Raw genomic sequence first — 13,402 nt, forward strand, 5'->3', positions numbered from 1 at the left:
ACCAGGAACCGTTGCGTTCGGGCGGCGCGCGGCGCGCCCCGCCCGGACTCGCGTCAGAACAGCGATTCGTCGACTTCCATCAGCGTCTTCGAGCCGGCGCGCGCCGCGCGGATCGTCGACGCCGTCTCGGGCAGCAGGCGCGCGAAGTAGAAGCGGGCCGTCGCGAGCTTCGACTTGTAGAACGGGTCGCCCGACGCTTCGTTGTCGAGCGCGAGGCGTGCCATGCGCGCCCAGAAGTACGAGAACACCAGGTGGCCGACGGTACGCAGGTACGGCACGGCGGCGGCACCGACTTCGTCGGGGTTCTGCATCGCCTTCATGCCGATTTCCATCGTCAGCTTCTGCACCTTGTCGCCGATGTCGGCGAGCGGGTTGATGAACTCGGCCATTTCCGGCTTCACGCCTTCGGCTTCCGCGAATTCCGTCACGAGCTTGCCGAACTTCTTCAGCTTCGCGCCCATGTCGCCGAGCACCTTGCGGCCCAGCAGGTCGAGCGACTGGATCGAGTTCGTGCCTTCGTAGATCATGTTGATCCGCGCGTCGCGCACGTACTGCTCCATGCCCCACTCGGAGATGAAGCCGTGGCCGCCGTAGATCTGCATCGCGTGGTTGGTCGACTCGAACGCGTTGTCGGTCAGGAACGCCTTGATGATCGGCGTGAGCAGCGCGACGAGGTCGGCCGCTTCCTTGCGCACCGCTTCGTCGGCGTGCGACAGTTCCTTGTCGATCTGCAGCGCGGACCAGTACGTGAACGCGCGCGCGCCTTCCGCGTAGGCTTTCTGCGTGAGCAGCATGCGGCGCACGTCCGGGTGCACGATGATCGGGTCGGCCGGCTTGTCCGGTGCCTTCGGGCCCGTCAGCGAACGCATCTGCAGGCGTTCCTTCGCGTACGTGAGCGAGTTCTGGTACGCGACTTCCGTAAGGCCGAGGCCCTGCATGCCGACGCCGAGGCGCGCGGCATTCATCATCACGAACATCGCGTTCAAGCCCTTGTTCGGCTCGCCGACCATCCAGCCCTTCGCGCCGTCGAGGTTCATCACGCACGTCGAGTTGCCGTGGATGCCCATCTTGTGCTCGATCGAGCCGCACTTGATGCCGTTGCGCTCGCCCGGCTCGCCCGCCGCGTCGGGGATGAACTTCGGCACGATGAACAGCGAGATCCCCTTCGTGCCTTGCGGCGCGTCCGGCAGGCGCGCGAGCACGAGGTGGACGATGTTCTTCGACATGTCGTGCTCGCCGCTCGAGATGAAGATCTTCGTGCCACTGATCGAGTACGAGCCGTCGCCGTTCGGTTCGGCCTTGGTGCGCAGGATGCCGAGGTCGGTGCCGCAGTGCGGCTCGGTCAGGCACATCGTGCCCGTCCATTCGCCCGACACGAGCTTCGGCAGGTATTGCTTCTGGAGTTCCGGCGCGCCGTGCGCGTGCAGGCATTCGTACGCGCCGTGCGACAGGCCCGGATACATCGTCCATGCCTGGTTCGCCGAGTTCAGCATTTCGTAGAGCGCGTTGTTCACGAACGCGGGCAGGCCCTGGCCGCCGTAGTCCGGATCGCAGCCGAGCGCCGGCCAGCCGGCCTCGACGTATTGCTGGTAGGCCTCCTTGAAGCCGGTCGGCGTCTTCACGACGCCGTCGCCTTCATACGTGCAGCCTTCGCGGTCGCCGACCTGGTTCAGCGGGAACAGTACCTCGGAGCAGAACTTGCCCGCTTCCTCGAGGACCTGGTTGATCGTGTCGGCGTCGAGGTCCGCATGCTTGGGCATTTGCTTGACTTCGGCTTCGACGTTCAGAAGCTCGTGCAACACGAATTGCATGTCGCGCAGCGGCGCGGCGTACTGTCCCATGACTCTCTCCAAAGGTGGGCAAAACGGCTCGAGCTCCTGGCGGGCGGGTCACGCGCCGCTAACGGCTCTCGCTCTGATACGAAACAATCGTCTTTTCCAGCGCGGCCCACGTGAGGCGCACGGCGTCCGGCGAATGCAGGAAGCGCGCGTCGTGATGCAGGCCGAGCGTGAAGCTGTACAACTCGAAGAGCATCAGGTCCGGATCGGTATCCGCACGCAGATGGCCTTCTTCCTTCGCCTGCGAAATGGCACGCAGCATCGCGGCACGCCAGGCCGTCACGCTCGCGATCAACTGCTCGCGCACGGGGCTGTCAGGCCGGTCGTCGTACTCGACGGCACCGCTGATGTAGATGCATCCCGTCGTCACCTCCTGGATGCGCTTCTCCGTCCAGCGGGCCAGCATCGCCCGAAGGCGCGGCAAGCCTCGCGGCTCGCGCAGGCTCGGAAAGAACACCTCGTTTTCGAAACGATGGTGATACTCGCGGACGACCTCGACCTGCAGGTCCTCGCGCGATCCGAAGTGCGCGAACACACCGCTCTTGCTCATCTGCATGCGCTCGGCCAGCAGGCCGATCGTCAGCCCCTCCAGCCCGTCACGGCTGGCGAGGTCCAAAGCAGCTTCAAGTATCGCGGCACGCGTCTGTTCGCCTTTTCGCATAGCTATTTCTGTAACCGTTCGGGGGTTCGAATAAAATCGAACGGCCGTACTATTATTGAGTGCGGCCGCTCGCGAAACAAGGAAATTATTAGAAACCGGTGTCTAACCGAGCCGCTATTTTGCGCGATTCCGGCGGGACCGGAGCGGCTTTTCCGCACGAACGTGCGGACAGATATTTTGAAGCGAATGCTTAGTCTGCGTCAGTCGTAACCGCCGACCGTCAGCGCCTTCATCACGAGACGATACGCGGTGTACGCGAGCCAGTTCAGCAGACGCTCGAGGCGCGGGCGCGCCGCGAAACGCGCGGCGTCGATTTCCCGGCCATCGGCGAACGCGGCGGCGATCGCGTCGCGCAATTCGTTCGTGACTGCATCGTAGCGCACCAGCACGACGTTCGCTTCATTGTTCAGCATCAGGCTCAGCGCGTCCAGGTTCGACGAGCCGACCGTCGCCCAGTTGTCGTCGATCACGGCGACCTTGCCGTGCAGCATCGTCTTGTCGTATTCGGCCACCCGCACGCCCGCGCGCAGCAGCGCGTGATAGAGGAACGGCACGGCCGTGTCGAGCGCCGCGAACTCCTTGCGGCCGATCAGGATCCGCACGTCGACGCCACGCCGCGCCGCGCCCGTCAGCGCGCGGCGCAGCTTGCGGCCCGGCATGAAGTACGGATTCGCGAGCAGGATCCGCTGGCGCGCCTGGCCGATCGCCGCGAGATACGCCTTTTCGATCGCGCGGCGGTTCACGACGTTGTCGCGCGCGACGAACGCGACGCTCGGCTCCGTCACGACCCTGAGCGCGCCGGCCTTGATCCACCGGTGGCTGCGCATCCAGCGCCGGAACATGTCGGGAAACGCCTCGCCGCCGTGCAGGCCGGCCGCGTACTGCGCATACGGCTTGTGGCCGAACTGGATCCGGTGCCACTGCAGCTCGAACGCGGCGCGCACGTCGGACACCGCCGGCCCGGCCATCTCGACCGCGAAATCCCAGCGCGGAAACGGCAGCGTCGCGCTGCCCTGCGTGTAGTCGTCGACGATGTTGATGCCGCCGCAGAACGCGGCCGCATGATCGATCACCGCGAGCTTGCGGTGCGTGCGCGAGAAGCCGAAACGGCCGAACAGGAAGCGGTTGTAGATGCAGTGCTCGACACCGGCCTCGGCCCACGTGTCGAACAGCGGCAGGCGCGCGGTGCCGACGCCGTCGGTGATCACGCGCACACGTACGCCTCGCTGCGCCGCGCGGATCAGCGCGTCCGACACCGGCCGGCCGGCCGCGTCGTCGCAGAAGATGTAGGTTTCGAGCATCACCTGCTCGCGCGCCGCATCGATCCGCTCGATCAGCGCGTGGAAGAATTCGCCGCCGGTTTCGCACAGCCGCACGGTATTGCCGGTCGTGAACGCGAGCCGCGATGCGGAGCCGCGTTCCTGCAGGAACATCTGCCGCAATTGCGCGAAGCGCTTGCGGGCCTCCGCCGTCATGCGGACGAGCCGTGCGGCGCGCGCGACAGGGCCACGCGCGCGGGCAGCTGCAGGATCGCCTCGGCGTTCGACGGCGAGAAACAGCGCGCGGCCGCCTCGCGGAACGGCAACCACGCATGGTCGACATGCTCGCGCGGCGACAGCGTGACGTCGATGCGCCCCGGCACGCACAGGCCGAACCAGTGCTCGACGTTGCGCGTGACGCCCGGTGCATAGCGGTGCAGGTATTGCGGATAGATCGCGTATTCGATCCGGTGACGCCAGTCGACGAGCGCGGCGGCCGGCACGTCGGGCGTGCCGACGGCGATGCCGGTTTCCTCGGCCACTTCGCGCGCGGCCGTCACCGCGAGCGGTTCGTCGAGTGCGTCCTTCGAGCCGGTGACCGATTGCCAGAAATCGGGCTGGTCGGCACGCTTGATCACGAGCACATCGAGGTCGGGCGTGTAGATCACGACAAGAACGGATTCGGGGATTTTCGGCGGCTTCGTCATCGTTGTTTCATGCGGCACGGGGCCGTGCGACGGCCATGTGCTCCGAACGTACGGCAAGTGCTGCGACTGTACCGCAAAAAACGAAAAAGGCGCATCGCTGCGCCTTTTTCATCTGCGTCGTGTGTGCATGACCGCACACGCGACCGGGTGCCGAATGCGTTATGCCTTCGGCTGCTCCGGCTGGCGCAGGCGGATATGCAGTTCGCGCAGCTGACGCTCGTCGACCGGGCTCGGCGCTTGCGTGAGCAGATCCTGCGCACGCTGCGTCTTCGGGAACGCGATCACGTCGCGGATCGAATCGGCGCCGGCCATCATCGTGACGATGCGGTCGAGACCGAACGCGATACCGCCGTGCGGCGGCGCGCCGTACTGCAGCGCGTCGAGCAGGAAGCCGAACTTCAGTTGCGCTTCTTCCGCGCCGATCTTCAGCGCGCGGAACACCTTGCTCTGCACTTCCTCCTGGTAGATACGCACCGAGCCGCCACCGATTTCCCAGCCGTTCAGCACCATGTCGTACGCCTTCGCGAGGCAGCGGCCCGGGTCGGTCTCGAGGTACTCGAGGTGCTCGTCCTTCGGGCTGGTGAACGGGTGATGCGCGGCGACGTAGCGGGCGTCTTCGTCGTCGTATTCGAACATCGGGAAGTCGACGACCCACAGCGGCTTCCAGCCGGCCTGGACGAGGCCGTTCGCCTTGCCGAACTCCGAGTGGCCGATCTTCAGGCGCAGCGCGCCGAGGCTGTCGTTGACGACCTTCGCGCGGTCGGCCGCGAAGAAGATGATGTCGCCGTCTTCAGCGCCGGTGCGCTCGAGGATCGCCGCGATCGATGCGTCATGCAGGTTCTTGACGATCGGGCTTTGCAGGCCGTCGCGGCCCTTCGCCTTCTCGTTGACCTTGATCCAGGCGAGGCCCTTCGCGCCGTAGATGCGCACGAATTCCGTGTAGCCGTCGATGTCGCCGCGCGACAGCTCGCCGCCCTTCGGCACGCGCAGCGCCGCGACACGGCCGTCCTTCGCGTTGGCCGGCGTGCTGAACACCTTGAAATCGACGTCCTTCATCGCGTCGGTCAGCTCGGTGAACTCGAGCTGCACGCGCAGGTCCGGCTTGTCCGAACCGAAACGCGCCATCGCTTCCGAATACGGCATCACCGGGAATTTCGCGTCGAGCTCGACGTCGATCGTCGTCTTGAAGATATGACGGATCATGTCTTCGAACAGGTCGCGGATTTCCTGCTCGCCGAGGAACGACGTTTCGCAGTCGATCTGCGTGAATTCCGGCTGACGGTCGGCGCGGAGGTCTTCGTCGCGGAAGCACTTGGTGATCTGGTAGTAACGGTCGAAGTTCGCGACCATCAGCAGCTGCTTGAACAGCTGCGGCGACTGCGGCAGCGCGAAGAACTGGCCCGCGTTCACGCGCGACGGCACGAGGTAGTCGCGTGCGCCTTCCGGCGTGCTCTTCGTCAGCATCGGCGTTTCGATGTCGATGAAGCCCTGCTCGTCGAGGTACTTGCGCGCCTCGATCGCGACGCGGTAGCGCAGGCGCAGGTTGTGCTGCATCTGCGGACGGCGCAGGTCGAGCACGCGGTGCGTGAGGCGGGTCGTTTCCGACAGGTTGTCGTCGTCGAGCTGGAACGGCGGCGTGACCGACGCGTTCAGCACGTTCAGTTCGTGGCACAGCACTTCGATCTTGCCGCTCTTCAGGCCGGCGTTGACCGTGCCTTCCGGACGATTGCGCACGAGGCCCTTGATCTGCACGCAGAACTCGTTGCGCACGCCTTCGGCGGTCGCGAACATCTCGGCGCGATCCGGGTCGCACACCACCTGCACGAGGCCTTCACGATCGCGCAGGTCGATGAAGATCACACCGCCGTGATCGCGGCGGCGCTGCACCCAGCCGCACAGCGACACGGTTTGGCCCAGCAGGTGTTCGGTCACGAGACCGCAGTATTCAGTACGCATCGACATGATGTTTGCTTTCGTTCGGTTTGATCAACGGGCGCCGCAACGCGCGGCCCGGGCGATGATTCTTTACTTACAGCGGCGGCTCGACGGGGCGGCGGGCGGGCGCCGGTACCGGCGCCGGAGGCGCCACGACGCCCATCGAGACGATGTACTTGAGCGCGGCATCGACCGACATGTCGAGTTCGACGACTTCGCTCTTCGGCAGCATCAGGAAGAAGCCGGACGTCGGGTTCGGCGTCGTGGGCACGTACACGCTCACGTACTCTTCCGTCAGATGGTTGACCACGTCGCCGCCGGGTGTACCGGTCAGAAACGCGATCGTATACGAGCCGCGGCGCGGGTATTCGATCAGCAGCGCCTTGCGGAACGCGTTGCCGCTGCTCGACAGCAGCGTGTCCGACACCTGCTTGACGCTCGTGTAGATCGGCCCGACGACCGGGATGTGACGCACGACCGCGTTCCACCACGTGACGAGCTTCTGGCCGATGAAATTCTGCGTGGCCAGCCCGACGACGAAGATGAACGCGATCGTCAGCACCGCGCCGATTCCCGGCAGATGGAAGCCGAGCATCCGCTCGGGCTGCCACGATTCGGGCAGCAGGAGCAGCGTCTGGTCCATCGTGCCGATGATGAGGCCGAGCACCCACAGCGTGATCGCGAGCGGGACGAGGACCAGCAGGCCGGTCAGAAACACCGTTTTCAGGGTCGTCTTTTTCATCATCTGCCGTCAATGAACCGCGCCAGCGGCGCGGGTTGGTCGCGACCCGGCCGGGCCGCGACGGTCAACTGCTGGCGGCGGGCGCTGCAGCCGGTGCCGGCGCCGCGCTCGTCGTCGTACTGGCGGAAGGGCTTGCCGCAGCCGGTGCGGCGGCGGCCGGCGCGGCTTCCGCCGGTGCTGCCGGCGCCGCGTCGCCCGACGCCGTCGCCGGTGCGCTGGTGCCGCCCGAGCCGCCGCGGAAATCGGTGACATACCACCCCGAGCCCTTCAGCTGGAACCCGGCGGCGGTCACCTGCTTGCGAAAAGCATCCTTCCCGCATTCAGGGCATTGCGACAGCGGCGCGTCGCTCATCTTCTGGAGCACGTCCTTCGCGAAACCGCACGCTTCGCATCGATAGGCGTAGATCGGCATGATATTTTTCCCGCAGAAACTGGAAACGGCTTGCAAAACCTTGAATTATAGCTGAAACCCCGGCGCGCTCCGGCAATCGCAGCGACGCCCGCGCATTAGCGGCGGCGCCACGTGAGCCAGCGCTCGTGTCCTTCGAACACGGCCAGCGAATCGGTCACGGGCAAATCCTCGATCAGCCCGAAGTACGGTGTGAGCAACGCGTCGAGTTCCGCGCGCTCGATCCCGAACGGCGGCCCCTTCGGCTTCGCCGTCACGAAGAAATAGCCGGCCAGCAAGCCGTCCGCGGGCAGCAGCTCGGCCATGCGTACCGCATAGTCGGCGCGCATGGCCGGCGGCAACGCGCACAGGAACGCGCGCTCGTACACCCACTGCACGTCGAACGGCGGCCGGTACGTAAAGAAATCGGCCTGCTCGACGACGTCCGCATGCGCGCCGAGCTGCGCCTTCGCGGCGGCCACCGCCTGCGCGGCGAAATCGATCGCGCGCACCGGCCAGCCGGCCTGCGCGAGCCACCCCGCCTCCTGCGCGCTGCCGCAGCCGGGAATCAGCACCGTGCACGGCTCGAGCCGGTGCGCGAACGCGCGAAAGCCGCCGGGCACGCCGCCGAATTCCCACGGCGTCACGCCGCGCTCGAAGCGCTCGTCCCAGAACGACGCGTGGCCGGGGTCGCGCGTCGCGAACTCGGCGGCGGTCGGGACAGGCGGTTGCTTCGGATCGGACATCGCGGTGCTCCTTTCGGTCAGGCGCCGTATGCGAGCGCGAACAACACCCGCGCGACCAGCGCCCCGACACCGACCGACAGGCCGAAGATCAGCAGCGCCTGCAGCAGCCGGTTGGTCCGTTTCTGCTCGACGAGGATCTGGCGCATCAGTTCCTCGCTGGCGGCGCGGGGTGCGTCGTGACGCGCCGCCATCGCGTGATGGATCAGCCGCGGCAGTTGCGGCAGCGTCTTGCTCCACTGCGGCGCCTCGACCTTGAAACGCTCATACCAGCCGCGCAGGCCGATCTGCTCGGTCATCCAGCGCTCGAGGTACGGTTTCGCGGTCTTCCACAGGTCGAGTTCCGGGTCGAGCGAGCGGCCGAGCCCTTCGACGTTCAGCATCGTCTTCTGCAGCAGCACGAGCTGAGGCTGGATCTCGACGTTGAAGCGGCGCGACGTCGAGAACAGGCGCATCAGCACCTGGCCGAGCGAGATGTCCTTCAGCGCCCGGTCGAAATACGGCTCGCACACCGCGCGGATCGCGCTTTCGAGCTCCTCGACACGCGTCTCGGGCGGCACCCAGCCCGATTCGAGGTGCAGCGTCGCGACGCGGTGGTAGTCGCGCTTGAAGAACGCGAGGAAGTTCTGCGCGAGGTAGTTCTTGTCGAAATCGGACAGCGCGCCGACGATCCCGAAATCGAGCGCGATATAGCGGCCGAACGTGTTCGGGTCGAGGCTCACCTGGATGTTGCCGGGGTGCATGTCCGCATGGAAGAAGCCGTCGCGGAACACCTGCGTGAAGAAGATCTCGACGCCTTCGCGCGCGAGCTTCTTGATGTCGACGCCGGCCGAGCGCAGCGTCTCGACCTGGCTGATCGGCACGCCGGTCATGCGCTCCATCACGAGCACCTGCGACGTCGAGAAATCCCAGAACATCTCGGGCACGAGCAGCAGGTCGAGGCCCGCGAAGTTGCGGCGCAGCTGGCTGCCGTTCGCGGCCTCGCGCATCAGGTCGAGCTCGTCGTGCAGGTACTTGTCGAATTCGGCGACGACCTCGCGCGGCTTCAGGCGGCGGCCGTCGGCCCACATGCGCTCGGTCCATGTCGCGATGTCGCGCATCAGCGCGAGGTCGGAATCGATCACCGGCAGCATGTTCGGGCGCAGCACCTTCACCGCGACGGCCTTGCCCGCGTGCACGCCCTGCTTCAGTTTCGCGAAATGCACCTGCGCGATCGACGCGCTCGCGATCGGCTCACGCTCGAATTCGTCGAACAGCTCGTCGACCGGCGCCCCGAGCGACTTCTCGATGATCGCGATCGCGACGGCCGAATCGAACGGCGGTACCTGGTCCTGCAGCTTCGCGAGTTCGTTCGCGAAATCGACCGACAGCAGGTCGCGGCGCGTCGACAGCACCTGGCCGAACTTCACGAAGATCGGGCCGAGGCTCTCGAGCGCGTGACGCAGCCGCACGGCGGGCGGATCGGAATAGCGGCGGCCGATCGTCGTGATCCGCAGCAGCAGCTTCACGCGCCGGTCGTCGATCCGGGACAGCATCACTTCGTCGAGGCCAAAGCGGATGACGGTGTAGACAATCTTGATGAAACGGAAAATGCGCATGCCCTGCGGCCCTCAGTGCGCGCCGCGCGGGCCTGGGCCCGTGCGCGCGCCGATTTTTTGTTCGAGTCGCTCGACCCGCTTTTCGACCCGCGCGAGCGCATCGCGTGCGCGCGCCAGATCGGCGTCGAAGCCGCCGAGCGACGCGCGCCGGACGACTTGCGGGTTTTCGTCGAGCCAGTATTCGGCGACGGATTCGAGCACGTTGCGGCCGGTGCGTCGCGCGCGGGCGCCGGCATCGCGCACGACCGTCGCGATCCGGTATGCCGCCGCGTCGCCGACCAGCTTCGCGAGATCTTCTTCAGGTTCCCAGCGCAGGTGCTCGGCCAGCTTCGCGATCTGCGTCGCGAACTCCGCGTCGCCCTCGATCTTCACGTGCTTCATCACGGCCGCCTGGCCGCCCTGCAGGAACGCGGCGACGGTGTCGCCCGCGAGCGCGATCGACACGTCGACCTGTTGCGCATCGTGCGCGTCGACGGCCGACAGATAACCGTCGGGCTGCACCAGCAGCGTGAGCGTGACGGGAGGCACGTCGATCCGGGCAGTCTTGCCCGCATAGGGAATCAGGCGATCGCGCGCCCATGATTCGCGCGCGAGCAGGTGATTGACGGCAGCAGCAAAAGGCTTGGCGGCAAAGGTCATCGGGCTGGGAAAGAAAAAACCCGCGCAGGCCGGGCGCCCACGCGGGTTTCTATTGTAACGTCGGATCGTCGGCAGACCGTGCCCGACCGTACACCCGGGCGGCAAGCGGTCGCAGTGCGGCGGCCGTCGCCCGGGTGCCCGGCGGCGCGGGCCGCCGGGCACGCTCAGTGCGTGTTGATCTGCTGGATACCCGCGAGCAGCCAGCCCTGGCTGCCCGACTTCGACAGGTTCCACACCTCGTCGAACGGGGCGGCCGACGCGCTCGCCGATTCGCGGATCAGGCCGTGGAAGCGCACGCTCGCCGACTGCTCGATGCCGCGATCCTCGATCGCGACCAGCTCCGCGTCGAGCTGCACGACGTCGGTCTGGTTCGCCTCGTTACCGCGCGAATCGAGGTCGATCTTGATCTCCGCGAACATTTCGGGCGTCGTGAACTCGCGGATGTCGGCCAGGTTGCCCTGGTCCCACGCCGCCTGCAGGCGCACGAAGTAGACCTTCGCGCTGCGCAGGAACGCTTCGGTATCGAAACCGGCCGGCACCTGGAGCGGCGCCGCCGCAGCCGCTGCCGCGCCGGCGGCCGCCGCGCCGCCGCCGAACACGCCCTGCGCTTCGTTCGCATAGCTGCTGCCGCTGCCCGCGTAGCTGCCGCCGGCATTGCCCTGCTGGAACGACGGGCTTTGCGAGTAGCCGCCCGACGCCGACGCCGAACCGCCGACCGAGTACGCCGGCTCCTGCGGGCGACGGCGGTTCATGAACTTGCGGATCAGCCAGATGCCGATCGCCGCGAGCAGCGCGATCACGATGACGTTCGCCATCATGCTCGCGAACGCGCCGCCGAGGCCGAAGTGCGACAGCAGCGCCGCGATGCCGAGACCGGCCGCGAGGCCGGCGATCGGCCCGAGCCAGCGCGAGCGGTTGGGCTGCGCGGCCGGCGTGGGCGCCGCCGGGTTCGCACGCTGCGCCTGCGACGGCGCGGCCTGCTGCATCGGCTGCTGCGCGGGCGGCGTGGCCTGGCGCTGCGTGACGGTGGAGTTCTGGCGGCCGATGCTGCGCCCGCCGCCCATGCGCTTGGCTTCAGCGTCGAGCGATGCGAACGTGCCGGCCGTGAGCAGGCCGACCATCAGCAGCGTGCCGACCCGTCGAGCCCACGGCTTCGACGGCTTGCTACGGTTGAACAACGGACGCGTTTCGGACATCAGCTTCTCCAGATGTAAGGCGAATGTATGGAAAGAACCCCTTAGTACTTGGTTCCTAGGTGTAAAGCTACCACGCCACCTGACAAATTGTAATATTTGACGGCATCGAGGCCCGCTTGTTCCATCATCGTCTTCAGCGTGTCCTGATCGGGGTGCATCCGGATAGATTCAGCAAGATACCGATAACTTTCAGCATCTTTCGCGAACTTGTCGCCAAGCCACGGTAATACTTTGAAAGAATACAGATCGTACACTTTTTTCAGCGGATCCCAGACTTTCGAGAATTCCAGCACCATCACGCGGCCGCCGGGCTTCGTCACGCGACGCATCTCGGCCAGCGCGACGTCCTTGTGCGTCATGTTGCGCAGCCCGAATGCAACCGTGACCACATCGAAGTAGTTGTCCGGAAAGGGGATTTTCTCCGCGTCGCACAGCAGCGACGGCGTCACGATCCCCTTGTCGAGCAGCCGGTCGCGGCCGACGCGCAGCATCGATTCGTTGATGTCCGTATGCCACACCTCGCCCGTCGGGCCGGCCGCCTTCTTGAACGACTTCGTCAGGTCGCCGGTGCCGGCCGCGATGTCGAGCACCTTGAAACCGGGGCGCACGTTCGCCTGCGCGATCGTGAACGCCTTCCACGCGCGGTGCATGCCCGCCGACATCAGGTCGTTCATCAGATCGTAGTTGCTCGCGACCGAATGGAACACGCCCGCCACTTTCTTCGCTTTTTCGTTTTCCTCGACGCTTTCGAAGCCGAAGTGGGTTTTGCTCATCGCGTTGATCCTCAGTAAATGGCAGGACGGCGCCGAGCGGGCGCCGTCGATTTCAGTGGCAGTGGCCGTGCGACGCGGAGGCCGCCTGCATCGGGGCGTCGCGCTCGACGCCTGCCGCCTTCAGTTTGTCGAAATAGTCGCGCCACAGCGCGTCCTGCTGCGTCGCCAGCTCGTACAGCAGGTCCCACGAGTAGATGCCGGTCGAATGGCCGTCGGAGAACGTCGGCTGCAGCGCGTAGTTGCCGACGCCCTCGAGCGCCGTGATCGTCACCTCGCGCTTGCCGGTCTGCAGCGTCTCCTGGCCGGGCCCGTGGCCGCGCACCTCGGCCGACGGCGAATAGACGCGCATCAGCTCGAACGGAATCCGGTAGCTGTCGCCGTTCGGGTACTGCAATTCGAGCACGCGCGATACCGCGTGCACGACGACGCCGGACGGAATCGGCGTCGTGGAAGTCAAACCGCTCATGGCTGCCTCGAATCGGTCATGCGTTGAATTTCCTCGCGCACCGCATTGTGCAGCAGCGAGGCCTGCGCGGCGCGCGTGCGCAACAGCGCCTCGGACACGCTGCGCTGGCGCGGCGCCCAGACGGGCTGCGGGAAATGGGCGTCGTTGGAAAAGCGCGGGATCACGTGCCAGTGCACGTGCGGCACCATGTTGCCGAGGCTCGCGAGATTCACCTTGTTCGGCTGCATCACGCGGCGCACGGCCCGTTCGACCGCGTAGACCACGCGCATCAGGTGTGCCCGCTCGGGCTCGCCGAGATCGGAGAACTCGGCCACGTGCGTGCCCCAGATCACCCGGCAGAAGCCCGGATAGTCGTGCTCGCCCGTCGCGAGGACGACGCGCAGCACGTCGTCCTGCCAGAGCACCTCGCCGCCGTCTTCACGGCAAAACACGCATTCCATCGTCGCTCCCATGTGGA

Annotated in this window: 14 protein-coding genes; all 14 read right to left on the bottom strand. The window is 66.3% G+C overall.

Annotated features, from left to right (window positions below):
* Positions 1-53: 53 nt before the first annotated feature.
* On the bottom strand, positions 54-1,841 hold the full coding sequence (locus WJ12_RS13630) for an acyl-CoA dehydrogenase C-terminal domain-containing protein (RefSeq protein ID WP_034189006.1): 1,788 nt from the start codon (positions 1,839-1,841) through the stop codon (positions 54-56).
* 58 nt (positions 1,842-1,899) lie between these two features.
* Positions 1,900-2,499, bottom strand: a complete 600-nt coding sequence (locus WJ12_RS13635) for a TetR/AcrR family transcriptional regulator (RefSeq protein ID WP_006751498.1) — start codon at positions 2,497-2,499, stop codon at positions 1,900-1,902.
* 200 nt (positions 2,500-2,699) lie between these two features.
* Complete coding sequence (gene clsB / locus WJ12_RS13640) at positions 2,700-3,974, bottom strand: cardiolipin synthase ClsB (protein WP_034189005.1); 1,275 nt, start codon at positions 3,972-3,974, stop codon at positions 2,700-2,702.
* Positions 3,971-4,465: a dihydroneopterin triphosphate diphosphatase gene (gene nudB / locus WJ12_RS13645; protein ID WP_059560515.1), complete on the bottom strand. Its 495-nt coding sequence runs from the start codon at positions 4,463-4,465 to the stop codon at positions 3,971-3,973. The genes clsB and nudB overlap by 4 nt, the downstream gene beginning before the upstream one ends.
* A 159-nt stretch (positions 4,466-4,624) precedes the next feature.
* A complete protein-coding gene (aspS, locus tag WJ12_RS13650; protein ID WP_034189003.1) occupies positions 4,625-6,427 on the bottom strand; it encodes an aspartate--tRNA ligase in 1,803 nt (600 codons plus the stop codon).
* Between the two features lie 67 nt (positions 6,428-6,494).
* Positions 6,495-7,145, bottom strand: coding sequence for a DUF502 domain-containing protein (locus WJ12_RS13655; RefSeq protein ID WP_034189002.1), 651 nt, complete (start codon positions 7,143-7,145; stop codon positions 6,495-6,497).
* Between the two features lie 61 nt (positions 7,146-7,206).
* A complete protein-coding gene (locus tag WJ12_RS13660) occupies positions 7,207-7,554 on the bottom strand; it encodes an FmdB family zinc ribbon protein (RefSeq protein WP_034189001.1) in 348 nt (115 codons plus the stop codon).
* A gap of 95 nt (positions 7,555-7,649) precedes the next feature.
* Positions 7,650-8,276, bottom strand: coding sequence for a class I SAM-dependent methyltransferase (locus tag WJ12_RS13665; RefSeq protein ID WP_059560518.1), 627 nt, complete (start codon positions 8,274-8,276; stop codon positions 7,650-7,652).
* Between the two features lie 17 nt (positions 8,277-8,293).
* Complete coding sequence (gene ubiB, locus WJ12_RS13670; RefSeq protein ID WP_034188999.1) at positions 8,294-9,871, bottom strand: ubiquinone biosynthesis regulatory protein kinase UbiB; 1,578 nt, start codon at positions 9,869-9,871, stop codon at positions 8,294-8,296.
* Positions 9,872-9,883: 12 nt separating this feature from the next.
* Positions 9,884-10,510 carry a ubiquinone biosynthesis accessory factor UbiJ gene (locus WJ12_RS13675; RefSeq protein WP_059560521.1) on the bottom strand — a complete coding sequence of 209 codons (627 nt, stop codon included), beginning with the start codon at positions 10,508-10,510 and terminating at the stop codon, positions 9,884-9,886.
* A 164-nt stretch (positions 10,511-10,674) separates the two neighbouring features.
* Positions 10,675-11,706 carry a Tim44 domain-containing protein gene (locus WJ12_RS13680; RefSeq protein WP_059560523.1) on the bottom strand — a complete coding sequence of 344 codons (1,032 nt, stop codon included), beginning with the start codon at positions 11,704-11,706 and terminating at the stop codon, positions 10,675-10,677.
* A 41-nt stretch (positions 11,707-11,747) separates the two neighbouring features.
* Positions 11,748-12,479 carry a bifunctional demethylmenaquinone methyltransferase/2-methoxy-6-polyprenyl-1,4-benzoquinol methylase UbiE gene (ubiE, locus tag WJ12_RS13685; RefSeq protein WP_059560525.1) on the bottom strand — a complete coding sequence of 244 codons (732 nt, stop codon included), beginning with the start codon at positions 12,477-12,479 and terminating at the stop codon, positions 11,748-11,750.
* A 52-nt stretch (positions 12,480-12,531) separates the two neighbouring features.
* Positions 12,532-12,945, bottom strand: coding sequence for a gamma-butyrobetaine hydroxylase family protein (locus tag WJ12_RS13690; RefSeq protein ID WP_034188995.1), 414 nt, complete (start codon positions 12,943-12,945; stop codon positions 12,532-12,534).
* On the bottom strand, positions 12,942-13,385 hold the full coding sequence (locus WJ12_RS13695; protein WP_049030829.1) for an HIT family protein: 444 nt from the start codon (positions 13,383-13,385) through the stop codon (positions 12,942-12,944). Before WJ12_RS13695 ends, WJ12_RS13690 begins: the two co-directional genes overlap by 4 nt.
* Positions 13,386-13,402 lie beyond the last annotated feature (17 nt).

Origin of the sequence: Burkholderia seminalis (assembly GCF_001718535.1) — a bacterium.
Taxonomy (GTDB): Bacteria; Pseudomonadota; Gammaproteobacteria; order Burkholderiales; family Burkholderiaceae; genus Burkholderia; species Burkholderia seminalis.